Genomic DNA, 24,094 nt, shown 5'->3' with positions numbered 1-24,094 from the left:
CTGCGGTGAACTCTCCACCCGGACGGGCCCCGGCTGGGCGAGCGGCCTCTTCGGGAAGACCGGGCCGTCACCGGCGTCGCGGGTGACGGCCACCCCGTATCGCCCCGGTCCGGGCCGCCCCGGATCGGATCGCATCTCACCCCCGGTCCGGACCGGACCGGGGGTGAGATGTTCCGCCCGATCAGGCCTTGCGCTTGTTCCACACGTCGAAGCCGACCGCCGCGAGCAGCACCAGGCCCTTGATCACCTGCTGCCAGTCCGTGCCGATCCCGACCAGGTTCATGCCGTTGTTGAGCACGCCCAGCACCAGGCCGCCGACGATGGCTCCCAGGACCGTGCCGACCCCGCCGCTCATCGAGGCCCCTCCGATGAACGAGGCGGCGATCGCCTCCAGTTCGAAGTTGATGCCCGCCTTGGGCGAGGCGGCGTTGAACCGGGCGGCGAAGACCAGACCGGCGAGCGCCGCGAGGACCCCCATGTTGAGGAAGACCAGGAAGGTGACCTTCCTGTCCCGGACGCCGGAGAGCTTGGCGGCGGGCAGGTTGCCGCCGATCGCGTACACATGGCGGCCGACGATGGCGTTCCGCATGACGTAGCCGAAGCCGGCCAGGAGCACGGCCAGGATCAGGAGGACCACCGGGGCGCCCTTGTAGCTGGCGAGCAGCAGGGTGAACACCAGGACCGTGGCGACGAGCGCGCCCAGCTTCGCCGCGAAGAGACCGACGGGCGGGACATCGAGCGCGTACTCCCGCTGGCGGCGCCGGTCCCGCACCTCCTGCCAGACGACGAAGACCATGAGGGCCAGACCGAGCACCAGCGTCAGATTGTGGTAGTCGGTGCTGGGCCCGACCGCCGGCAGGAAGCTGTTGGAGACCGTCTGGAGCCCCTCGGGGAAGGGCCCGATCGTCTGTCCCTTGAGGAAGATCTCGGTGAGGCCGCGGAAGAGCAGCATGCCGGCGAGGGTGACGATGAACGACGGTATGCCGAGATACGCGATGAAGAAGCCCTGCATCGCGCCCGCCACCGCACCGAGCAGCAGCACGAGCACCACCGCCAGCGGCCAGGCCATCCGGTGTTCGACCATCAGCACGGCGGCCACCGCGCCGACGAAGGCGGTGAGGGAACCCACCGACAGATCGATGTGGCCCGAGATGATGACGATCATCATGCCGATCGCCAGGATCAGGATGTAGCTGTTCTGAAGGACCAGATTGGAGACATTGCGCGGCAGCAGCAGGTCGCCGCCGGTCCAGACCGCGAACAGCGCCACGATCAGCCCGAGCGCGATCAGCATGCCGTACTGCCGCATGTTGCCGCGCAGCCCGTCGAGGATCAGCCGGCCGACGCCGGGGCCGGTCCCGGCGGGGCGCCCGGACGGGCCCTTCCCCGTGCCGTCGGCCCGGGTCCCGGCCGTGAGATCGGTGCTCATGCGTGCTCCCTCATGTCCTTCGTGCCCTTCCTGTCCTGCTTGTCCTTGGTCATGTGCCGCATCAGCAACTCCTGGGTGGCCTCGGCCCGGGACACCTCACCGGTGAGCCGGCCGGCCGCCATCGTGTAGACGCGGTCGCACATGCCGAGCAGCTCGGGGAGTTCCGAGGAGATGAGGAGCACCGCCTTGCCCTCGGCGGCCAGCCGGTCGACGACCGTGTAGATCTCGTACTTGGCGCCCACGTCGATCCCGCGGGTCGGCTCGTCCAGGATCAGGACATCCGGACCCGCGAAGATCCACTTGCTGAGCACGACCTTCTGCTGGTTTCCGCCCGAGAGCCGGCCGACCGGTTCGAAGACCGTCGGCGCCTTGATGTTCATGGAGCGGCGGAAGCCCTCGGAGACCCTGGTCTCCTCGTGCTCGTCGACGATGCCGCGCCGGGCGACCTTGGGCAGCGCGCCCAGCGAGATGTTGCGGTTGATCGTGTCGATCAGGTTGAGGCCGTAGTGCTTGCGGTCCTCGGTGACGTACGCGATGCCGTGCCCGACCGCCTCGGGGACCGTGCGGGTACGGATCTCCACTCCGTCCTTCAGGACCGTCCCGCCGCCGTACCGCCCGTAGCTGCGCCCGAAGACGCTCATCGCCAGCTCGGTGCGGCCCGCGCCCATCAGTCCCGCGATGCCGACGATCTCCCCGCGCCGGACGGTCAGCGAGACACCGTCGACGACCTTGCGGTGCCGGTCGATCGGATGGTGCACGGTCCAGTCCCGGATCTCCAGGGCGGGTGCCGCGTCCCGCTCCGGCTCGTGCGGGGTGCGGGCGGGGAAGCGGTGGTCCAGATCGCGGCCCACCATGCCCCGGATGATCCGCTCCTCGGTGGTCTCCGGCGCCTTCACGTCGAGGGTCTCGATCGACCGGCCGTCACGCAGGACGGTCACCGAGTCCGCCACCCGGGCGATCTCGTTGAGCTTGTGCGAGATGATGATCGACGTGATGCCCTGGCCCTTCAACTCCTCCATGAGGTCCAGGAGTTTGCCGCTGTCCTCGTCGTTGAGCGCGGCCGTCGGCTCGTCGAGGATGAGCAGCTTCACCTCCTTGGCGAGCGCCTTCGCGATCTCCACCAGCTGCTGCTTCCCGACGCCGATGTCCGCGACCCGGGTCTGCGGATGCTCGTCCAGACCCACCCTGCGCAGCAGGGCGGCAGCGTGCCGCAGGGTCCGGTCCCAGCTGATCACCCCCCGGGTGGCGTGTTCGTTGCCGAGGAAGATGTTCTCCGCGAGGGAGAGGTGGGGCACCAGGGCGAGCTCCTGGTGGATGATCACGATGCCGCGCTTCTCGCTCGCTCCGATGTCCTTGAACCGGCAGGTCTCCCCCCGGAAGAGGACCTCCCCCTCGTAACTGCCGTGGGGATGGACTCCGCTGAGGATCTTCATCAGCGTCGACTTGCCGGCGCCGTTCTCCCCGCAGACGGCGTGCACCTCGCCCGCGCGGACGGTCAGGGAGACGTCCGACAGGGCCGTCACCCCGGGAAAGGTCTTGATGATCGAGCGCATCTCCAGGACGGGTCCCGCCATCGCGCGCCCACCCCTCTCTGGTCGAGGTCCGGTCGGGGTCCAGGTCGTCCTTCCCGGACCCTGCCGGTCGGGCAGGGTCCGGGAAGAGACGGTCTAGTCGAGGTCGGTCGCCCTGATGTAGCCGGAGTCGACGAGCACGCCCCGGTAGTTGCCCTTGTCGACGCTCACCGGGTCGAGCAGGTAGGCCGGGACGATCTTCTTCTCGTTGTCGTACGTCTTGGTGTCGTTGACCTCGGGCTTCTTGCCGTCGAGGAGGGCGTTCACCATCTGTGCCGCGACCTTGGCCAGCTCGCGGGTGTCCTTGTACACCGTCTGGGTCTGCTCGCCCGCGATGATCGACTTCACCGAGGCGACCTCGGCGTCCTGCCCCGTGACGACGGGCAGCGGCTTGCTCGCGCTGCCGTAGTCGTCGGACTTCAGCGCGGACAGGATGCCGATGGAGATGCCGTCGTACGGGGAGAGGACCGCGTCGACCCGCTCCTTCGCGTACGAGGAGGTGAGCAGGTCGTCCATGCGCTTCTGGGCGAGACCGCCGTCCCAGCGCAGGGTCGTCACCTGGTTGAGCCGGGTCTGGCCGGACCGGACGACGAGCTGCTTCTTGTCGATGTACGGCTGGAGGACGTTCATGGCGCCCCGGAAGAAGTAGCGGGTGTTGTTGTCGTCGTTCGAGCCGGCGAACAGCTCGACGTTGAACGGGCCCTTCTCGCCGCCGTCCTTCAGACCCAGCTTCTCGACGATGTAGCCGCCCTGGAGCTCGCCGACCTTCTCGTTGTCGAAGGAGGCGTAGTAGTCGACGTTCGGGGACCCGAGGATGAGCCGGTCGTAGGAGATCACCGGGATCTTCGCCTCCGCCGCCTGCTGGAGGACATTGGCGAGCGCGCGGCCGTCGATGGCGGCGACGACCAGGGCGTCGACGCCCTGGGTGATCATGTTCTCGATCTGTGAGACCTGCTGGTCCGGGTCGTCCTCGCCGTACTGGAGGCTCGTCGCGTAGCCGTACTTCTCCAGGCTGCTCACCATGTTCCTGCCGTCGGCGATCCAGCGTTCGGAGGACTTGGTGGGCATCGCGATCCCCACCGTCGGCTTCTCCGCGCCCTTCTCCTCCTTGGCACCGCCCGCGCCGCTCTGGCCGCAGGCGGAGAGGGCGAGCGCGAGCGCGGTCGTGAGGACGGTGGCGGTGGCGGCACTGCGCATACGCATGTCTTCAGTCCTTGTCGGTGAGGTGGGTCGGGTCCGGGAAGCGGTTGAGGGGGCCGGGCAGCCGGGAACCGAGCGGTGACATCCCGCCGTCCGCGCCGTGGCGGGCCAGCAGATCGAGGGCGAGCCGGCCGCGGCGGACCCGCTCGCGTGCGGTGGCGAGGACGGTCTCGCGCAGATGCAGACCGGAGGGATAGAGCGAGGGCGCCTTCGACAGGCCGAACTTGAGGTAGAGCGGGGCGCCCCGGCGGATCAGCTCGGCGACCTCGTACATCCGGACGTAGCCGCCCAGGTCGTCGGGTGCCTCGATGTACATGTCCATGGGGGCGGCGCTGACCCGCCGGATCTCGGTGAGATGGGCGAGCGGCAGATCGCTCGGCACGTTCACCGAGTCGGCGCCCAGGCGTTCGTGGACGGCGTACGCGGCGGGGTTCACGGGGCCGATGAGCGCGGAGACCTTCAGTGTGGTGTCGGCCGGGATCACTCCGTGGCGGCGGGCCCTGTGCAGCGTCCACAGCACGCCCTCGTCCGCCACCAGGAGGCAGTGGACGCCCAGTTCGGTGGCGCGGACGGCGTCCTCCACACAGCCGGCGACGGCGTCGTGACCCCGGGCGCGCAGTCCTCCGCCCCGTGAGTCGGTGCGGACCGAACCGCCGATGTCCCAGGTGCCCCGGGGGCCGGTGAAGAGGCAGAGTTCGACGGAGCGTTCGCCGGCGGCTCGCACCATCTCGGTGATCTCGTCGTCCGTGAGCATCCAGACGCCGCTGCCCTGGCTGACCCGGTGGACGGGCACGTCGAGCCGCGCGGACTCCGCCAGGACCGCTTCCAGCACCTCGGGTCCTTCGACGGACGGCACCTCGGTACGCCAGGTGCCGCCGTCCGGGAAGGAGTGCGGGGACGTGTCGGCGGGAGAGGGCGCGGGGGCGCCGAGGCCGAGGACGGCGAGTGCCTGTTCGCCGGGGCGGCGGGGAGGGGAGGGCCGGGCTTCGGTCACGAGCGGTTCTCCGTGTTCGGTATGTCGGACATCGTTCGGAACGATGAGCACAGCTCGGCGGACGGGCGTACGGGGCCGGCTACCGGGCGGCTCGCCTACCGCCGCCACGTGTCGCGGGCGCGCGTCTCTCCCGGCCTTCGGCCCGGAGGTCGAAGCGGGCTCGCCGTCTGGGGAAGGCGGCGGCGGTGTCGAGTTCGACGCCAGGGCGTGCCGACGACGTGGGTGCTGATTCCCTTGATCCGCACGGCAGTTGCCCCTTCACCTCGTTCGATATATCGACACACGTTCGAAATGTAGGCGTGACCGTAGGGTCTGGTTCCGGGCATGTCAACGGATCGCGCGACCGTTGCCCGGTCAAGCGGCCGATGGCTAGCCTGTGTTCGCGATATCGGCGATTGACCGGAATACCGAACAACGTCGAGCGGGAAGGGTGGGTGAGCGGCGATGGCGCGACAGGTGCCCGCGGTGACCAGAGCACTGGACGTACTGGAGCTGTTCCTGACGGGCGACGGGACGCTCTCCGCCCGGGAAGTCGTCCACCGGCTCCGGCTGCCGCGCACCACGGTGCACGAGCTGCTCACCACACTGGCCGCGCGGAACTACCTCGTGGCGGTGCCGGAACAGCCCGGCCGCTACCGGCTCGGCGTCCGCACCCACCAGCTCGGCAGCCGGTACGCGGAGCAGCTCGACCTCGCCGCCGAGGGCCGAAGGGTGGCCCGTGAGGTCGCCGCGGTCTGCGACGAGACCGTCCATGTCGCGCTCCTGGAGGACACCGACGTCGTCTACGTCGCCAAGGTCGACTCCACCCACGCGGTCCGCATGGTCTCGGCGGCGGGCCACCGGCTCCCCGCGCACTGCACCGCCGTCGGAAAGATGCTGCTCGCCTCGCTGCCGCCGGCCGACCTCGAAGGCCGCATCGCCGGGCGGGAACTGGTCGCGATGACGCCCCACAGCATCACGGGCCACAACGCGCTGCGCGCGGCACTCGCCGGGATCCGCGAGCGGGGCGTCGCCGTCGAGCACCGGGAGTCCAACCCGGACGTGAGCTGCGTCGCCGCACCCGTCCACGACGGCGGCGGGCGGGTCGTCGCGGCGCTCTCCGTCTCCGTGCCGGTGATCCGCTGGAACGAGGACCGGGAGCGGGAACTCGCCGAACTGGCCGCCAGGGGCGCCGCCGAGCTCTCCGTACGACTGGGTCACCGGGGCACCCGATGAGCGGGCACCTCGAAGTGGCGGTCCGCGAAGCGGCCGCACTGGGCGAGGGCCCCACCTGGGACCCGGCCACCGGGCGGCTGATCTGGGTCGACATCCTCGGCTCGCGCGTCCACACCTACACCCCGGCGAACGGCCGCCGCACCGTCATGGCCACCGAGCAGCACGTCGGCGCGGCGAAGCCGTGCGCGGACGGTGGTCTCGTGGTCAACCTCCGCGACGGCGTGGGCCGTTACGGCCCGGACGGCACCTTCACCTGGCTGCTGCGCGATCCCGTGCCCGGCCGACGCGGCAACGACGCGGCCGTCGCCCCCGACGGGGTGCTGTGGGCGGGATCGATGCGCTACGACGAGGCACCCGGCGGCGGAAACCTGGTCCGCCTCGCACCCGACGGGAGCGCGCGGGAGGTGCTTCCCGCCGTGACGGTCGGCAACGGCATGGGCTGGAGCCCGGACGGCTCCCTCATGTACGTCATCGACAGCCCCACCCTCCGTGTCGACGTCTGCCGCACCGACGCCGACCTCGCCACGAACCGGCGCGCCTTCGCGACCGTCGAACCCGGCGCGGGATTTCCCGACGGACTCACGGTCGACGCGGACGGCTGTGTGTGGGTGGCCCTCTGGGACGGCGGACAGCTCCGTCGCTACACCCCGCACGGCCGGCTGGACCGGGTCGTCAGCCTCCCCGTACGGCGGCCCACCGCCTGCGCCTTCGGCGGCCCCGGCCTCCGCGACCTGTACATCACCACCGCCCGCACCGGTCTCCCCCGCCCGCACCCGCTCTCCGGCTCCCTGCTGGTGCTGCGCGACGCGGGGCAGGGACTGCCGGGAACCCCCTTCGGCGGCTGACCGCGGGCAGCGGTCGGTGTCGGTGCCGGGTGCCATGATCGCCGCATGGCACCCGAACAGACGCGCGCGCAGCTCCCCGGAGTAGTCACCGGCCTGTCCTCCGGGCGGACGCCCGAAGAGGCTCTGGCCCGTGTGATGGACGACGTCGACGCGTACCCCTGGTCCGCCGTCTCGCACGCCTACGGCCCGGCCGAGGATCTGCCCGGCCTGCTGCGCGTGCTCGCGGAAGGCGAGCCGGACGCCGCGGGGGAGGCCGTCTCCGAGCTGTACGGAAGCGTGCTGCACCAGGGCACCGTCTACGCGGCGAGCGCCGCCGTCGCCCCGTTCCTCGCCCGCGTCGCCGCGGCCGGACGGTCGCGGGCCGACCTGCTGACCCTGCTCGGCGGCATGGCCGAGAGCGAGGACGAGCACGGGGTGGAGCAGGGCACCGTCCGGGCCGCCGTCGCCGCACAGCTGCCGCTGATGCTCCCGGCGTTGTCCGCAGGCGAGCCTGAGGTGCGCCGGGCCGCCGCGTGGGCCGTGGCCCACACCCGGGAGGCACGGGCCGTCCTTCCCGGACTCCGCGAACGCTGGGAGCGGGAGCCCGAAGCGCCGGTACGGGGGGAGCTGCTCGGCGCCGTCTCCCGCCTCGCCCCGGCCGAGGGCGCGGCGCTCGCGCGCGAGGCGCTGGCGCCGCCGGGAGCGCCGCCGGGTCCGCCTGCGGGCGCGTCGACGGGCCCGCCGCACGTGCTGCTGGCCGCCGTGTTCGCCTGTCTTGACGCGGGCGTGCCCTGGGACGCCGCGCAGCACAGCGCCCTGCTCTCCACCCTGCCCGCGGACCCGCTGGGCTCGGACAGTCTCGACCTGGACCGCACGGAGCCGTTGCACGCGGTCGTCGAGGCGCTCCTCCTCCGTGACACGGAGGAGGACCGGGCGGCCGTCGCCGCCCTGCTGGACACCGCACTGCGCGACGGCCGCGCCGAGGTGCGGGCGGAGGCGCTGTGGGCGGCCGAACAGGCCTGCCGGCTCTCCCGCGGCACGAGGGAACGCCTCCTCCCCTCTCTCCTTCCGCTGCTCTCCGACGCCGACTCCGCGCGGGGCGTGGTGTCGCTGCTCGGCGGGATCGGTGCCGCCGCCGCGACCGCCGTTCCCGCGCTCCTGGCCCTGGCGACGGTGAACGCGGACGCGGCGGACGACGGCACCGACCGGGAGGGCATCACCGGCGAGAGGATCGGAGGCGACACCGACCTCGCGGACCGGGCCCTCGGGGTCGTCGCGGTCCTGTCGCCGGAGAAGGCCGCTCCGCTGCTCGCCCGCGATCTCGGGCGCCGCCCGTGGGCACTCGACGCGGCCGCCGGAAGCCGGGCACCGGAGGGCACCCGGTTCCCCTTCGACCGGCGGCTTCTCGCCGCGATCCGGGTCCGGCTCACCGAGCCCGACCTCCCGAGCGGTGAACCCTGGCAGTTGACGCGCCTGCTGCGCGACTGGGGCGCCCTCGCGGCCCCTGCGCTGCCGGAGCTGTGCGCGCTGCTGCCACGGCACCCGCAGGCGGCCGAAGCCATCGAGGCGATCCACGGGGCGGAGGCACCGGCGGAGCCGGCCGTCGTGGACGCCCTGCGCGCGGCGGCGGACAGCGGGCCGCTGGTGGTGGCGCGCGCGCTGTACCGATGGACCGGCGAGACCCCGGAGCTTCTGCGGCGTCTCGGCAAGGAGCTCGCCGGAGGGCCCGAGGCCGTCGCCCGGGCGGCCGGGGCGGCGGGCGAACTGGGCGCCGTGGCCGCGCCCTTGGTGCCCGCGCTGCGCGCCGCCCCGAGCGGGGCCGACGCGGCGGGGACCACCTCCGTCCTGGACGCCGACACGGCGATCGCCGAGGCTCTGTGGCGGATCACCCGGGACGCCTCCCCGGCCGTCCCCGTGCTCGACTCCGTGTTCGCCCGCGCGGCCGGTCGGTACTGGTTCCGCCGGAACGCGCTCCGCGCGGCCCGCGCGGCGGCCCTCCTCGGTCCGGCGGGCCGCCCGCTCGTCCCCCGCCTCGAAGCGCTGCTCGCCGACCCGCAGCAGGCCCCCGTGGCCGTTCTCGCCCTGATCGCCGTCGCCGAACCCGGCTCACTCGACCGCCGGGCCCTGGCCGGCGCCGTCCTGACCTCGGCCGAGCAGGGGGCGAGCGCCCCGGAGGCCTGCGACGCCCTGGAGGCACTCGGCGCCACGGCCCTGACACCGGATCATGTCCGTCGTCTCGGGGCCCTCGCCGAGCGCGACCTGCGCGTGGTCCGCTGGGGCCTGGAGGACCAGGTCGTCCGCGCGGACGATGCCCTGCGCGCACGGGCCCGCGCGGTCCTCGGCGCGCTGACCGGTGACCTCAGCCGCGCAGTTCCTCCAGACGGTCGAGGTCGTCGCCGGCCGACGCCCGCTCCTCCGGGGTGAGCCGGCCGGCGGCGGCGCCGGCTTCCGCGAGGGCCTTCGCCGCCGTCCCCTCGTCGCCGAGGCGCCCGGCGACGTCGGCGCGCAGCACGAGAAGGCGGAGGTGCTGTGCGGGGGTGGGCCGCTCGTCGACGAGGGCGAGCACCCGGTCGAGGATCTTCGCCGCGCCCGCCGGGTCGTCCTTCGAGTCCGCGAAGAGGGCGGCGTGGTGCAGGGCGCGGGCGAAGGTCTCCTCCGGCGCGGGCCGGTGGTGCGGGTCGTCACTGATGGGCTGACCGACCCGGACGCAGTTGCCGCCCGGGTCGGTCATGAGGAACTGCCGTACTCCGTACGACATGTCCTTGAGCGCCCCGATGCGCGGCAGTCCTCGGGTCGGTATCCGTCCGTAGGCCGCCTTGAGACCGGTGCGGAAGGCCTCGTGCAGCCCGTCCACGTCGTCGGTGACGACGTAGCACGTGCTGATCGAGGAGGCGGGGTCGTACTGCTTCAGTCCGAAGAACTGGAGCTCGATGCCGCCGCGCTCCACGACGGCGTACGGGTTGGGGCTCTTCTGCCGGAAGGTCACCTCGAACCCGAGGGCGGTGTAGAAATCGAGCACCGGCTGGAGGGTGGGGCACGGCAGGATCGGAATCGTCTTCTCGGCCATGCCCCTCACTCTAGTCAAATTTGATTAGACCCGCATCCCCTCGTCACCGTCCGTCTGCGCGCGGCCGACGACAGACGGCCCGGGGCCGCACGAGCCGCACGAGCCGCACAGGCGTCACGCACCGCACAGGCCTCACGAGCCACAGGGACCGCACGGCTCCCACCCGAGGCACGCGTTCGGCCGACCGGGTTCACGAGGGGCGCGTGCGGGGTGAACCCGGGGCCACGGCCGGTGTCGGCGCCGGACCGTCCGCCGGGCCCGGTGAGTATCGGAGGATGGGCGTCGTCCTGCCGGTCCTCTTCGCGTTCTGCGCCGCGTTCAGCAACGCGCTCGCCACGGTGCTGCAGCGCCGTGCCGCGCTCACCGTCCGACAAACCGACTCGTTCCGGCCGGGCCTGATCCTCGATCTGCTGAAGCGTCCGCTCTGGCTCGCCGGCATCCTCGCGGTGATCGTCGCCGGGGTCGGGCAGGCGGCGGCCCTCGCGACCGGCCCACTGGCGCTCGTACAGCCCCTGTTCGTGCTGGAGCTGCCCCTCGCGCTGCTGATCGCCTCGCTGATGTCACGCGAGCGGTTGCCCTCGGCGCAGTGGCTGGCCGTGGCCGCGGTGGTGGCGGGGCTCGGAGTGGCCCTCATGGCGGCCTCCCCCGACGGGAACCGTACGCACGTACCGCTGGACCGCTGGATTCCGGCCCTCGTGGTGTGCGCCGGCGCGGTGGTCGTCCTGACGGCGATCGGCCTGCGGAGACCCCCGGGCCGCGCCCGCGCCGGATGCCTCGGCGCCGCCACCGCGATCTGTTACGCGCTCACCGCCGGCCTGATGAAGACGTCCATGCACATCCTGGACGACGGCGGTGCGGCCGCGTTCCTGACGGCCTGGCAGACGTACGCGTTCTGCGTGGCCGGCATCGCGGCGCTCCTCCTGCTCGAACACGCCATGCAGGGCGGGCCGCTCGTCGCCTCCCAGCCCGCGCTGACCCTCGGCGACGCCACGGTCAGCCTGATACTGGGCATCCTGATCTACGAGGAGAACGTACGGATGGGGTGGTGGCTGGTGCCGGAACTGCTGGGAGTCGGGCTGATCGTCCTCGGCGTCTTCGCCCTCGCACGCGCCGGGGTGTCGGGATGAGCCGGGCGTCCGCGCCGTCCCGCGGCACGGCCCGTGACGACCGGCACCTCGGCTATGTGGCGGCGGCCGTGGTCTTCGCCATCGGCATGGCGGGCACGACGCTTCCCACACCGCTGTACGGGCTGTACCGCGAGGAGCTGGGATTCTCCGAGCTGATGGTCACGGTGATCTTCGCCAGCTACGCCGTGGGGGTCATCGCCACGCTTCTCCTCGTGGGCAACCACTCGGACGCGGTGGGACGCCGGCCCGTCCTCTGGACGGCGCTGGGCCTGGCGGCGGCGAGCGCGCTCTTCTTCCTCTTCGAGGGCGGACTGCCGTTCCTGTTCGCGGGACGGCTTCTGTCGGGCTTCTCGGCCGGGCTGCTGAGCGGGGCGGGAACGGTCACCGTGCTGGAGCTGGCGCGGCCGGAGCGGAAGTCCCGCGCGGGGTTCGCCGCGACCGCCGCGAACATGGGCGGTCTCGGCTGCGGACCGCTGCTCTCCGGGCTGCTGGCGGAGTACGCCCCGAGACCGCTGGCGCTGCCGTTCCTGGCGCACCTCGCACTGGTCGGCATCGGCTGCCTCATCGTGCTGTTCCTGCCGGAGACGGTGAAGGAGCCGCGGCTCCTGACCCGGCCGAGACCACCGGGGCTGTACGTCCCGCCCCAGGTCCGGGGCATCTTCACCCCCTCGGCACTGGCCGCCTTCGCCGGATTCTCGCTGCTCGGTCTGTTCACCGCGGTGGCACCGAGTTTCGTCTCCCAGACCCTCGGCATCACCAATCTGGCCGTCTCGGGGATCGTCGTCTTCTCGGTGTTCCTCTCCTCGACGGTGGGCCAGTCGTGGACGTCCCGGATGGCCGTGCGCGTCGCCCTGCCGCTCGGCTGTCTGATCCTGGTGGTCGGTCTCCTGCTCGTGGGCGCGTCCCTGTGGGTGGAGACGCTGCCGCTCCTGGTGGCCGGGGCGGTCTGCGGAGGCATCGGCCAGGGCCTGGCCTTCCGCGCCGGACTGATCGCCGTCGGCGAGGCGGCACCGCCCGCCCACCGGGCGGCGACGGTCTCCTCGTTCTTCGTCGTCGCCTATACGGGCATCTCCCTGCCCGTCGTGGGCGTCGGCGCGCTGACGATGTGGGTGGGCCTCGACTCCGCCGGCCTGATCTTCACCGCCTGTGTCACGGTGCTCGCCACGGCCACCGGCCTCTACCTGGCACGCGGCCTGCGCGAACCGGTGCCGCCCGTGTGACGGCGTCGAGAGCGCGGCACCGTCGCCGGCGGACCACCGTGCCGCGCGGCGGTGAGCCGCTCCGGCAGACCACGTACCGCACGGCGGAGCGGCTCAGCGCAGCTGACGGCGGACCAGTTCGTGGAAGAGGCCCGTCGTGTCGGCGAGCAGCTCGGCCGGGGTCCCCTGCTGGACGATCCGGCCGTCCGCCATGGCGATCACCCGGTCGGCGTCCATGATCGTGGACAGCCGGTGGGCGATCACGACCCGGGTCGCGCTCAGCGCCCGGGTCGACTCGATGACCACGCTTTGCGCCTCGTTGTCGAGCGCGCTCGTGGCCTCGTCGAAGAAGAGGATCCGCGGCCTGCGGATGAGCGCCTGCGCGATCATCAGCCGCTGGCGCTGCCCGCCCGAGATGGTGCCACCGCCGTCGGACAGCATCGTGTGCAGACCCATCGGCATCGCCTTGACGTCCTCGGCGAGGCCCGCCATCGCGACGGCGGCCCACACGTCCTCCAGCGGATACGTCTCCGCTCCGCAGACGCAGTCGAGGATCGAGCCGGAGAACGGCTGGGCGTTCTGCAGCACCACACCGCACTGGCGGCGCACGGCCGCCCGGTCGAGCGCCGCCAGGTCCTGGCCGTCGTAGCGGACGCCCCCGGACGTCGGCCGGTCGAAGCCGATGAGCAGCCGCAGCAGCGTCGACTTGCCGCAGCCGCTGGCGCCGACGATCGCCACGAACTCGCCCGGCCGTACCCGGAAGTCGACCCCGTCGAGGACGAGCGGGCCGTCGTCGGAGTACCGGAAGGACAGGTTCTCGGCCTCGATCGCCCCGCTCAGCTCGCCCGGCTGAGCACTGGAGCCGCGGACCTCCGGGATCTCCCCGAGCACCGGCCGGACCTGCTCGAACATGGGCTGCACGGCGGCGGCCGACAGGAGCGCGCCGGTGAGCTGGGTGACCGACGCCAGCAGCATCGTCACGGCGGTGCTGAAGGTGAGGAACTCGCCCGCGGACATCGACCCGCGGGCCGGTCCGGCGAGCAGCATGAACATCACCAGGGTGCACAGCGGCAGACAGACCGCGCCGAGCACCGTGAGCAGGTTCTTGATCCGCCCGACGCGCTGTTGCAGCTCACGGGTCCGGGCGAACTCGCCCGCCCAGGCGGCGTACGCGAAGCTCTCCGCCCCGGCCACACGCAGTTTGGAGAGACCGCGCAGTGTCTGGAACGCCTGGTTGTTCAGCTTGTTGCCGATCCGGATCAGCTGCCGCTGGTACCGCAGCTGCCACAGCCCCAGTCCGAGGAACACCGTGGCGACGAGGAAGAGCATGGCGACGGCGGCCAGGGCCAGCGGCGCGCTGTAGACGAACAGCAGGACCAGGTTCATCGTGCCGACGGCGCCGGCCTGGACCACCACGGGACCGATGCCGGACAGCACCCGGCGGATCGCGCTGATGCCCATGGCCGCACTGGCCAGTTCGCCGGTGGAGCGGCCCGCGAAGAAGCTGGTCGGCAACCGCAGCAACCGGTCCCACACGGCGGGCTGCAGGGTGGCCTCGATCCGGCCCTCCATGCGCAGGATGGCGGTGTTCTGCAGCAGCATGAAGGCGGCGGAGACGATGCTCGTCGCGAGGATCGCCAGCGCGGTCTGCACGATGAGACCGTTCTCGGCCCTCGGCACGTACTGGCCCAGCACCTTGCCGGTCGCGATGGGCACCAGCGCGCCCAGGCCGACCGCGACGAGTCCGGAGAGCAGCAGTGTCCGCAGCTCCGCGCGGGTGCCCCGCAGACAGAAGCGCAGCAACGACAGCGGTCCCGACGGCCGGTCGGGCAGCGGGCGGTAGAACATGACCGCGCGCGGTTCGAAGCGGTCGGCCTCGGTCCCGCCGATGCGCTCGCGTACACCGGTGACGGGGTCGACCGCCTCGTACCGGCCGCGCCGCCACAGCAGCGCGACCGGGCTCCCGTCCTTCTCGCGCCGGCCCACCAGGGGTCCGCTGTCCTCCCGCCACCAGCGGCCGCCGAGCCTGATGCCGCGGGTGCGGATCCGGGAGGCGAGCGCCACGCGTTCGACCGGGTCGAGGCGCCCGGGCAGGCCGCTCGCCTCCGCCCGGCCGGCCAGCGTGATCCGGGCCTCGTCGGCGACCAGTCGGCAGACGGCGTACGTCGCGTCGTCGCTCGCGCGGCGCGTGCCCCGGCCCGTCCTGCGCGATCCGCCGGAGGGACCGATGGAGGCGAGGAGCTCCCGGTCCGCCCGGGTGCGGGCGGTCCGGCCCGCCTCGATCCCGGCCGCCGTGCGGTCCTCGTGGGCGCGCTCCAGCCGCTCGATCCAGCTGTCCAGGGCGTACAGCAGGCGGAACTGCTGGTCGACCATGCTCTGCCACATCGCCGGGTCGACGAGGAGGGCGCCGGTGGTGTCGTCGCCGTATCCCTCGTACGCGGCTCCGTAGCGCACGCTGCCGGGGGCGATCTGCATCCACAGGACGTCGTCGTCCGTCCCGCCGGTGTCGTGCGCGGCGGGGCCGTCCGACGGCGCCTGGTACAGCACGCGCAGTCCGCGTCCGATGCCGAGCGCGAAGGCGTACTCGAGCGGGCTCAGCGGTGGCTCGGCGGCGACGGCGGTGCCCGGGTCCCGATGGGCGTACCACTGCCCGTCGTACCACTGCCCGTCGTACCACTGTCCTTCGTGCCACTGCCCGTCGGTCCACCGCCCGTCGTACCCCTGGTACCGGTACTCCTGGCGTCCGTACTCCTGGCCGCCGTACTCCTGGCCCCCGTACTCCCGGCCATCGGTGAACGACAGCTCGCGCAGGTCCACGCGACGCAGCAGGCATCCCTCCAGAGGGCGGCCGATCAGGGTGTGTTCGGGCCCCTCCACCGGTCCGAGCAGCAGCGTGCCCGTCTCCAGGCGCCCCAGGAAATGCCAGGGGCCGAGCTGCGCGGCGTCGACGGCGAACAGGTCCACGGCGCCCTCGACGACGAGCCACAGCACGTGCGGGCCTTCGAGCGGGACGCCGGACGGGCCGGTGCGGTCGACCGCCGTGCCGAGACCGCCCAGGGCGGCGACGACGGGGTCCACGACGGGCGCGGTCCGGGGCTGGTACGCCGGTTGGCGGGGGAACGTCACCTCAGTGCTCCTTGACCAGTTCGGCGTACGCGCCACCCGCCGCGACCAAGGACGCGTGACGGCCGCGCTCCACCACGGTGCCCCGGTCGAGCACGACGATCTCGTCGCTGTCGCGCACCGTGCTGAGCCGGTGGGCGATGACCACGCAGGCGCAGCCGCGGCGCCGCAGGTTGTCGATGACGACCTCCTCGGTCGCCGCGTCCAGGGCGCTGGTGACCTCGTCGAGGACCATGACGCTGGGACGGCGCACCAGGGCCCGGGCGATCTCCAGGCGCTGGCGCTGGCCGCCGGAGAAGTTGCGGCCGTCCTGCTCGACGCGGCTGTGGATGCCGCCCGGGCGCCGGGCGATCACGTCGTACACGGCGGCGTCCTCCAGGGCCGCGACGACGTCCTCGTCCGGGACGGAGGGGTCCCACAGCGCGATGTTGTCGCGGACCGTGCCCTCGAAGAGGAAGACGTCCTGGTCGACGAAGGAGACGGACGCCGCCAGGGCGCTGCGCGGGATGTCCTCCAGACGCATCCCGTCGATCCGGACGGCGCCCTCCCAGGGGGCGTAGAGGCCGGAGATCAGCCGGGAGACGGTCGACTTGCCGCTGCCGGAGCCCCCGACGAGCGCGACCTGCTGTCCCGGGCCGACCGAGAGCGAGAAGTCCTTCAGGAGCGGGGCGTCCAGGGGGCTGTAGCCGAAGGTGACGGCGTCCAGCTCCACCCGTCCCTGGAGCCGGCGGGTGCGGCCGGGCGGCTCGCGGCGCGTGTACACCGGGTCCACGGGGAAGTTCTCGACGTCCTTGAGGCGGGCGACGTCGGCGGCGAAGTCCTGGATCCTTCCGGCCACGCCGTTGAGGCGGGTGATCGGTGCGGTGAAGCCGGTCACCAGGGCCTGGAAGGCGACGAGGAGACCGACGGAGAGATGCCCCTCCACCGCCCGCAGACCGCCGATCATCAGGATCAGGGCGCTGTTGAGCGCGGCCAGGGTGGGTGCGACGACCGCCAGCCAGGCGCTGGGCACGCCCAGCCGCTGCTGGACGTCGAGGGTGGTCGCGTGCTGCCCGGCCCAGCGGCGGAAGAAGCCGTTCTCGCCGCCGGTGGCCTTCATCGTCTCGATGAGCTGGAGGCCGCTGTACGAGGTGTTGGTCAGCCGGGCGCTCTCGGCGCGCAGCTTCTGGGTGTCGGTGGCCCGAAGCCGGATCACGACCCGCAGGGCCACCACGTTGAGCAGGGCGATGAGCACGCCGACGACGGTGAGCTGCGGGTCGTACGTCCAGAGGAGCACCGCGTAGAGGAGCACCACCACGGCGTCCACCCCCGCGGCGGCCAGGTCGCGGGCGAGGGTCTCGGCGACCGCGTCGTTGGACTGCAGTCGCTGGACCAGGTCGGCGGGGTTGCGCTGGGCGTAGAAGGTGAGGGGAAGCCGGAGCAGATGCCGCAGGAAGCGGGCGCTTCCCAGCGTGGAGGAGATGACGCGGCCGCGCAGCAGGTTGGCCTGTTGCAGCGCGGTCAGCGTCGCGGTGAGGACGAGGGTGGTCGCCATCGCCGCGAAGAGCACGCCGAGCAGCGAGGTCCGGTTCCCGATGAGGAACATGTCGATGTACGTACGGCTCAGGGCGGGCACCCACGCGCCGACGACGACCAGGAGGAGGCTGGAGACCACGGCGGCGGCCATGGTGCCGGACGTGCCGCGCAGCCGGGCGGGCAGCGCGGCCATGACGCCCGGGCGGCGGCCCCCGCGACGGAAGCCGGGTCCGGGCTCGAAGGTGAGCACGATCCCGGTGAAACTCGTGTCGAACTCGTCCATGGGGACGAACCGGCGCCCCTTGCCGGGGTCGTTGACGTACACGCCCCGGCGGCCGAGGCGACGCCCCATGCCGTCGTAGACGACGTAGTGGTTGAACTCCCAGAACAGGACGGCCGGGGCGGCCACGTAGGCGAGGGCGGCCAGGTCCATCTGCATACCCTTGGCCTGGAGGCCGTAACTCCGGGCGGCCTTCAGCAGGTTGCTCGCCCGGGAGCCGTCACGGGAGACACCGCAGGCGATGCGGAGCTCCTCCAGCGCGACGAAGCGGCCGTAGTGGGCGAGCACCATCGCCAGGGCCGCGGCGCCGCACTCGACGGCCTCCATCTGGAGCACCGTGGGCGTGCGGACGGTCCGGGGGCGCCGGCCCCCGGGCGTGGGGCCGCGACGGCGGCGGGCGGGCGGGAGTCGGCGCGCCGGCGCCTTCGACCGGGAGCGGTTGCGGGTGGAGTCCGCGGGCGCCGTCACGGCAGCAGCCAGTCGACGGGGCGCTGCGCGGAGAGGCGGACGGCGCCCGCGACGGGGGTGCCGGAGTCGATCGGATGCGGGGGTCCGTCCGTGGAGGACCAGGCGTAGCCGGACGGGGTGGCGGCGGAGCGGTCGAGGCGTACGAGCACCGCGACCGGGTCGCCCTGCCGGGAGAACCGGGCGGCGAGCCCGCTGTCGCCGAGGAAGGCGCCGATCTGCGCCCGTGTCTGCGGTGTGCGGCCCACGCCCTCGACGCGGCCGCGCAGCACCCCGAAACGGTCGCGGGGCACGGACTGGACGCCGAGGTCGACCCGGGCACCGACCCGGATCGCCGAGGCGTCGTCGCCCGTCAGGTACAACATGGCCACCAGGGGGTCCTTCGGATCGGTCACGCGCTCCAGGGTCGCCACGTCCGCCCCGGTCGCGACGACCGAGCCCGTCCTGGCGAGGAGTGTGGTCACCCGGCCACCGGCCACCGCGCGCACGGGCCGGTCTCCCTTGTCCGTACGGACGGTCAGCACCGGCGTGCCGGGCTCGACGGACCGGCCCTCCGCGACAAGGACCTCGGTGACCTGTCCGGCGACGGGGCTCTGCAGGAGATAGCTGCCCTCGGCGTGGGTGAGGACGCCGGGCGCGCTCAGTGTGGACGCCACCGTGCCGGTGAGGGCCCAGTAGCCCGCGACGGCGACGACGGCGATCGTGACGGCCAGCACGAGCCGGCCCTGTGGGCGCGCGAAACGTACCGGTACATCGAGTTCTTCGGGTGATTGCAGCTTGGAAAGCGCCTTCTGGCGGAACTGCACGGACTATTCCCTCGACTGCATTCGAAAGGGCTCGGATACGGGGAGCCCGTGAACCCCGGAACCGTGGGGATTCCGGGGTTCACGGACGATATTCGGCTCAGAGACCGGCGAGACCGGTGATGCCCGCGGTGTTCACCGAAACGCCGGTGATGCCCTGCGCGAGGCCGGGGACGCCGGAGGCGATGCTCTCGACGCCCTGGACCGTCTGGAGGGAACCGACGGTGCCGAGCAGGCCCGTGACGTCGCTGGTCACGGCGCCGACGAGGCCACCGGAAACGGTGACGAGACCGCCGGACACGGCGTCCAGGTCGGCGTCGGAGATCTCAACCGTCTCAAGGTCGTGACGCATGATGCGCACCCTTCGTTCAATGGGGGGAATCCGTTTCTGCGGCCGCAGCGGGGCGATCAAAGCACGCCAACGGGTTACCGGACCAATTCGGTTGACGCCATGACGTGGGCGGTTGTGGACCTCGGGCAACGTCCGTGACTCCAATTTCACGGAATGCCGACACCTTCTCCGCAGAAACGAGTAACAGATTCCGGTCCCCCGACACACCCGGGGGATTTAAAGGGCGCAATGGGTCGATCCGGGCGCGTTCCGTACCTCGCCGGTCGAGAAACGGTGAAGGGGACGGCCCTCAACACACGCACGTTGTGCAGGTTTCCGGCAGGCACGAGGAAGGACGACCGGGGCCGGGGCCCGGGGCCGCCCGCGAGGTCAGCCGAAGTCGGGGATGGGGTGGCTCGGGGCGAGGGAGGCGGCGATGCGCTGGGCGATCAGGTGGGCGTAGTGACCGTCCCCGGCGGACGGGCCGTTCGTCGTCGAGACCGCGATGGCCAGCCGCTCGGACGGAAGGTACGCCTGGGAGGCGGAGTAGCCGAAGAACAAGGGGTGCTGCGCGACCCAGTCGCCCAGGACCAGCAGGCCCATTCCGTAGTGCGTGGCCTCGGTGTTCGCGATGCAGACCGTCGCGGGGCACTTGCTCGTGGCGTGGCCCAGCCCCACCGTGCCCGGGTCCAGCAGCTCCCGGTAGGAGGCCCGGGAGAGCAGCCGGCCCGAGCCGATACCGCCCGCCGAACTGGCCAGATCACAGATGTCGGTGGTCTGCACCGCCCCGGGGGCGGTGGTCCACGAGGGGTTCCAGAAGGTGGACTCCTCGTAGGTCCCGCGGTCGGCGGTGAAAGCGTGCAGGGCGGGCTCGGGGATCTCGGGGGTGAAGCCGTTGCGGGTCTCGCGCAGCCCGAGCGGGCCCATGACCAGCCGCTGGAGCAGGACGTCCAGCCGGGTTCCGGTGATCTTCTCCAGGGCGGCACCGAGGAGGACGAAGTTGGCGTGCGAGTAGCTCCAGTTGGTCCCCGGCTCGTACCAGCGCTCCGCTCCGGTCGAGATGGCCACCAGTTCCCGCGCCGTCCACTGCCGGTACGGGTTCGCGGTGACGGCCTGGCCGAATCCGGGGGTGCGGACGTAGTCGACGAGGCCCGTGGTGGAGGCGGCCAGCATGCGCAGGGTGATCTCTTCGGCCTGCGGGAGGTCCGGCAGCCAGCGCGCCACCGGGTCGTCGAGATCGACCTTTCCCTGGTCGACCAGGCGCAGGAGCGCGGTGCCCAGGTAGCTGATCGCGATGTTGCCGTTCCGGAAGTGCATGGCGGGGGTGGCCGGTACCCCCGTCATCGACTCGCCGAGCGCGGTGGTGACGACCTCGCGACCGTCGATGGTCACCCGCAGGATCACGGACTTGAGATCCATCTCCGCCTTGGCCCGCTCGGCGATCCGGAGGATGTCGCGTGCCGGGCCGCGATCGGGGAGCGGCGAGCTGTCGCAGTGCCGGCGGTGACCGGGAGCGTCGGTGGATCCCCCGGCGGCCGTGACCGGGGTGCCGAGAGCGAGGAGCGCGGTGAGTACGGTGACCGCGGCGAAGCGCGACCGGGACAGGGACCGGGGCCGGCACAGAGGCAGGGACGGGGACCGGGAATCAGCAGGCTTCATGGCCGGAGTATTGGCCGGGAGCACCCGGACGGCGGGCGCGGGTGCCGTCGACCCGCACCAATGTCACCCGTCAGGCCCGCCGGTGCGGCCGGTCGGGTCGCGGCCGGGCGTCGAACCGCCGGGGCGACCACGGCTCCGGCACGGGGTCGGCCGCGGGACGGGGCCGGCCGGACGAGCCCCCTGCCGGGCGATCCCGTCCCGCCGGGCGATCCCGTCCCGCCGGGCGATCCCGTCCCGCCGGGCGGCGAAACGGCCTCGGCCGATCCGGGCGGCGCTCTATTCTGTTCGCCGGTACGGCAGTTCGGGCGGCGAGGGGCACACGATGGATCCGATCACCGGGGCGGCTCCGGCCCCCGCCGAGCGCTGACGGGCGAGGGTCCATGGGTGTGTGGAAGGCCGCGAAGGCGCCGCGCCGCACGGCGGATCGTTCCGCGACGGCCGGACAGTCCCCGAACTCCGGTCCGTACCCCGGCAGCGGGCAGTCCCCGAACCCCGGTACGGGTCGCGGCACCGATCCGCCACCCGGTGCCGATCCGACTCCGGAGGCGGACCCGGCCGCGCAGCCGTCGCCGCACGTCCGGCTTGAGGCCTTCGCGTCCGGTGGGCGCGTCCACCAGGCCGCCCGGGACCTGTACGTGTCGGAGACCCACCACCACCATCACCCCGGACCTACCGGTCCACTGGCCGTCGTCGAGCCCGTGCTGCCGACCGACGAGGCGGCGGCGGAGGTGTTCGTGGGCCGGGGTTCCGAGACACGGGACATCCTGGCCGTCCTCGACCCGGCCCACGGCGCCACCGGCATGGTCGTCGCCTCCTCCGTCGCGGGGCTCGCCGGCATCGGCAAGACCGCCCTCGCCCGCTCCTGCGCGGCCGAGGCAGTGGCGCGGGGCTGGTACGAGGGCGGCGCCGTGTTCGTCGACCTCAACGGCTACGCGCCCGACCCCGCCGATCGGGTCATGCCCGAGCACGTCTTCGCCCCCGCGCTCCACGCCCTCGGCCTGCGGGACCCGGTGGACGCCACGGTCTCCGGCCAGGCCGCCCAGTACCACCGACTGCTCGCGGAGCGCGCCGCGGAGCGACGCCCGGTCCTGCTCGTCCTCGACAACGCCTCCGGCACCGCGCAGATCGCCGACCTCATGCCGCGGTCCAGGGTGCACCGCACCCTCATCACCTCGCGGCACACCCTGGCCACCCCGGGCTCCCGGACCCTCGAACTGGGCACGCTGGCGCCTGGCGACGCCCGAACCCTCGTCGAGGAGCAGCTGGCCTTCCTCTCCCCCGGCGACACCCGCGGCCGGGAGGACGACGAGGGCACGGAGCGCCTCTGCCGTCTGTGCGGCCACCTGCCGCTGGCCCTGCACATCGCCACCGCTCTCCTCGCCCGCGATCCGGACCAGACCCCGGGAACGCTCGCGGACGAACTCACCCACGCGCACCGCAGACTCGACGTCCTGGACGACGGGGAGCGGGCGGTGCGGGCGGCGTTCGACCTCTCGTACCGCCGCCTGACACCCGAGCAGGCCCTGCTCTTCCGGCTGCTGCCGATCAACCCGGGACCCCACATCGCCACGGACACCGCCGCACGGCTCGTCGATCTCGCGGACGACAAGGCCACGCGGCTGATCCGCGAGCTGGCCCGCGCCCATGTCGTCGAGCGGGCGGGACCGGGCGTCTGGCGACAGCACGACCTGATGCGCGCGTACGCGATCGAGCTCCTCGGCCGGCGGGGCGACGACCAGGGCGGGGCCTCGAACCGGCTCATCGAGCACTACATCTCCATGACGGCCGACGCCCTGTGGACCCTGAACACCGGGACCGCCGGCCCGTCGGCGGCCTTCCGTACCGCGGAGGACGCCCTGGCCTGGTTCGACCGGGAGCACCCCAACCTCCAGGCCGCGATCTCGATGGCGGCGACCTTCAACGACGGGGACGGCGCCCTGCGGATCCAGGAGGGCCTGCTCGCGGTGCACGCCCACCGCGGCCAGACGGCCGAATGGGAAGCCGCCGCCCGGTCGGCCGTCCGGTTCGCGAAGGAGACGAGGGACCACCCCGGGAGATCACGGGCGCTGCACCAGGTGATGCTCGCCCTGGAATCGGCGGGCCGCGAGGAGGAGGCCCTTCGAGCGGCCGAAACGCTGTTGCGCTTCCAGCACATGATCGTCGAAGCGGCGCTCGAGGCCGAGCGCGTCGACGACAGCCGACGGCTTCTGGAGCACGCGCTCGCCGCGGTGGCGGAGAGCGAGCGCCTGCTCGGAGAGCACGAGCGCCGGTTCGTGCTGATGCGGCGCGAGGACATCGCGCGGGCGGCGATCGCCCGTGGCGTGGACGAGATCTCCGAGGGGTTCGGCCACCGCTCCCCGCATCCCACGGCCGAGGCGTCCGCCTCTCCTTCGGAGGGCCCCCGGGCGGAGGCGGAGGCCTGGGCGCGGACGGCTCTGGAGCGACTGCGGGCGACGCCCGTCGGCGTGCGCCGATCCGATCCCTGTGCCGCCGGTGCCGTCAAGGCGGCACGGCGCGCGCTGGAGCTGATCCCCGAGAACCTGGGTCCTGAGGAGTCCGAGGCGTGGCGGGACGTGTGCGAGCTGCTGGCCCGCTTCGCCGGGGAGCGGCTCGCCGACGGCGCGACGGCGCGCAGCAGCGGTCAGTTCGACCGGCTGAACTGGACGGGGCGTTTCCTGCCGCATGCGGCCGGCACGTACGACATCGCCGTGCGGGCCTACGGTCGCATCGGCGACCCCGCGGCCCAGTTGCGGCTCCTCACCGAACTCGCGCGCGAGAGCTTCCATTCGGGGGACTACACGCGGGCCGTCAGCTGTCAGGGCCGTGCGGCCCGGATCGCCGAGACGATCGGTGACGAGGTGAGTCAGGGCGAGGCCCTCTCCACCATGGCGCACGCGTATCTTCTGCTCCAGGACGACGGGAACGCCGCCCGGTTCGCCGAGCGGGCCGCCCCTCTCCTCGCGGACGCGAACCGCCCGGCCGCCGCCGGGCGCGCCCTCACCACCCTGGCCAACGCCCACTACCGTCTGAACGACCTGACCGAGGCGCTCCACGCCGCCCGCCGGGCCGAAGCTCTCACCCGCTCCGCGGACGACCACCAGGGGCACGCGGCGGCCCTCCTGGTCCTGGGTCTCGTCCAGCGCGACACCGGCGGCGCCGAGCAGTCGTACATGTCCTGGAGATCCGCCCTGCTCATCGCCCAGCGCCTGGACGACCCCTACCTCACCGCGGAGACGGAGACGTTCCTGCGGAACGTGGGCTACCTGACCACCTGACGCACGAGCCCGTCCCC

At 72.6% G+C, this 24,094-nt stretch carries 16 protein-coding genes; 6 read left to right on the top strand and 10 right to left on the bottom strand.

Going from position 1 to position 24,094, the window contains the following annotated elements:
- Positions 1–181 precede the first annotated feature (181 nt).
- The 4 genes from mmsB to IE311_RS17845 form a co-directional block, all read right to left on the bottom strand.
- Entirely contained in the window at positions 182–1,429 is a 1,248-nt protein-coding gene (mmsB, locus tag IE311_RS17860; protein WP_189832692.1) for a multiple monosaccharide ABC transporter permease, read from the bottom strand.
- A complete protein-coding gene (gene mmsA / locus IE311_RS17855) occupies positions 1,426–3,003 on the bottom strand; it encodes a multiple monosaccharide ABC transporter ATP-binding protein (protein WP_189832691.1) in 1,578 nt (525 codons plus the stop codon). Before mmsA ends, mmsB begins: the two co-directional genes overlap by 4 nt.
- A gap of 93 nt (positions 3,004–3,096) precedes the next feature.
- Positions 3,097–4,203 (bottom strand): multiple monosaccharide ABC transporter substrate-binding protein, encoded by a 1,107-nt coding sequence (gene chvE / locus IE311_RS17850; RefSeq protein WP_189832690.1) that lies wholly within the window; start codon positions 4,201–4,203, stop codon positions 3,097–3,099.
- A gap of 4 nt (positions 4,204–4,207) precedes the next feature.
- Entirely contained in the window at positions 4,208–5,194 is a 987-nt protein-coding gene (locus IE311_RS17845) for a hypothetical protein (RefSeq protein ID WP_189832689.1), read from the bottom strand.
- 444 nt (positions 5,195–5,638) lie between these two features.
- Between IE311_RS17845 and IE311_RS17840 the strand changes: the two genes are divergently transcribed.
- The 3 genes from IE311_RS17840 to IE311_RS17830 are packed head-to-tail and all read left to right on the top strand — an operon-like array spanning position 5,639 to position 9,657.
- Positions 5,639–6,409 (top strand): IclR family transcriptional regulator, encoded by a 771-nt coding sequence (locus tag IE311_RS17840; RefSeq protein WP_189832688.1) that lies wholly within the window; start codon positions 5,639–5,641, stop codon positions 6,407–6,409.
- Positions 6,406–7,254 carry an SMP-30/gluconolactonase/LRE family protein gene (locus IE311_RS17835; RefSeq protein ID WP_189832687.1) on the top strand — a complete coding sequence of 283 codons (849 nt, stop codon included), beginning with the start codon at positions 6,406–6,408 and terminating at the stop codon, positions 7,252–7,254. Before IE311_RS17840 ends, IE311_RS17835 begins: the two co-directional genes overlap by 4 nt.
- 45 nt (positions 7,255–7,299) lie before the next feature.
- The gene (locus IE311_RS17830) at positions 7,300–9,657 is read left to right on the top strand and encodes a hypothetical protein (RefSeq protein WP_189832686.1); all 2,358 of its coding nucleotides are present in this window, start codon (positions 7,300–7,302) and stop codon (positions 9,655–9,657) included.
- On the opposite strand, the gene IE311_RS17825 is transcribed toward IE311_RS17830, so the two are convergent.
- Positions 9,593–10,300: a bleomycin resistance protein gene (locus tag IE311_RS17825; protein ID WP_189832685.1), complete on the bottom strand. Its 708-nt coding sequence runs from the start codon at positions 10,298–10,300 to the stop codon at positions 9,593–9,595. The two genes, IE311_RS17830 and IE311_RS17825, sit on opposite strands and share 65 nt — an antisense overlap.
- A gap of 275 nt (positions 10,301–10,575) precedes the next feature.
- On the opposite strand from IE311_RS17825, the gene IE311_RS17820 reads away from it, so the two are divergent.
- On the top strand, positions 10,576–11,427 hold the full coding sequence (locus tag IE311_RS17820; protein WP_189832684.1) for a DMT family transporter: 852 nt from the start codon (positions 10,576–10,578) through the stop codon (positions 11,425–11,427).
- Positions 11,424–12,647: an MFS transporter gene (locus tag IE311_RS17815; RefSeq protein WP_189832683.1), complete on the top strand. Its 1,224-nt coding sequence runs from the start codon at positions 11,424–11,426 to the stop codon at positions 12,645–12,647. Before IE311_RS17820 ends, IE311_RS17815 begins: the two co-directional genes overlap by 4 nt.
- Positions 12,648–12,740: 93 nt before the next feature.
- On the opposite strand, the gene IE311_RS17810 is transcribed toward IE311_RS17815, so the two are convergent.
- The 5 genes from IE311_RS17810 to IE311_RS17790 all read right to left on the bottom strand — a co-directional run bounded on the left by IE311_RS17810 (position 12,741) and on the right by IE311_RS17790 (position 20,802).
- The gene (locus IE311_RS17810; RefSeq protein ID WP_189832682.1) at positions 12,741–15,752 is read right to left on the bottom strand and encodes an NHLP bacteriocin export ABC transporter permease/ATPase subunit; all 3,012 of its coding nucleotides are present in this window, start codon (positions 15,750–15,752) and stop codon (positions 12,741–12,743) included.
- A 1-nt stretch (position 15,753) separates the two neighbouring features.
- Entirely contained in the window at positions 15,754–18,012 is a 2,259-nt protein-coding gene (locus IE311_RS17805) for an NHLP family bacteriocin export ABC transporter peptidase/permease/ATPase subunit (protein WP_189832681.1), read from the bottom strand.
- Positions 18,009–18,815: an HlyD family efflux transporter periplasmic adaptor subunit gene (locus IE311_RS17800; RefSeq protein WP_189832680.1), complete on the bottom strand. Its 807-nt coding sequence runs from the start codon at positions 18,813–18,815 to the stop codon at positions 18,009–18,011. The genes IE311_RS17805 and IE311_RS17800 overlap by 4 nt, the downstream gene beginning before the upstream one ends.
- A 97-nt stretch (positions 18,816–18,912) precedes the next feature.
- A complete protein-coding gene (locus tag IE311_RS17795) occupies positions 18,913–19,164 on the bottom strand; it encodes a hypothetical protein (protein ID WP_189832679.1) in 252 nt (83 codons plus the stop codon).
- Between the two features lie 369 nt (positions 19,165–19,533).
- On the bottom strand, positions 19,534–20,802 hold the full coding sequence (locus tag IE311_RS17790; RefSeq protein ID WP_189832678.1) for a serine hydrolase domain-containing protein: 1,269 nt from the start codon (positions 20,800–20,802) through the stop codon (positions 19,534–19,536).
- Between the two features lie 380 nt (positions 20,803–21,182).
- On the opposite strand from IE311_RS17790, the gene IE311_RS17785 reads away from it, so the two are divergent.
- On the top strand, positions 21,183–24,077 hold the full coding sequence (locus IE311_RS17785; protein ID WP_189832677.1) for an ATP-binding protein: 2,895 nt from the start codon (positions 21,183–21,185) through the stop codon (positions 24,075–24,077).
- The last annotated feature ends 17 nt before the right edge of the window (positions 24,078–24,094 follow it).

Source organism: Streptomyces zaomyceticus, from assembly GCF_014656215.1.
Classification (GTDB): domain Bacteria; phylum Actinomycetota; class Actinomycetes; order Streptomycetales; family Streptomycetaceae; genus Streptomyces; species Streptomyces zaomyceticus.
Note: the sequence above shows the minus strand (reverse complement) of the source record. Positions and strands in the feature narration are given on the sequence as shown.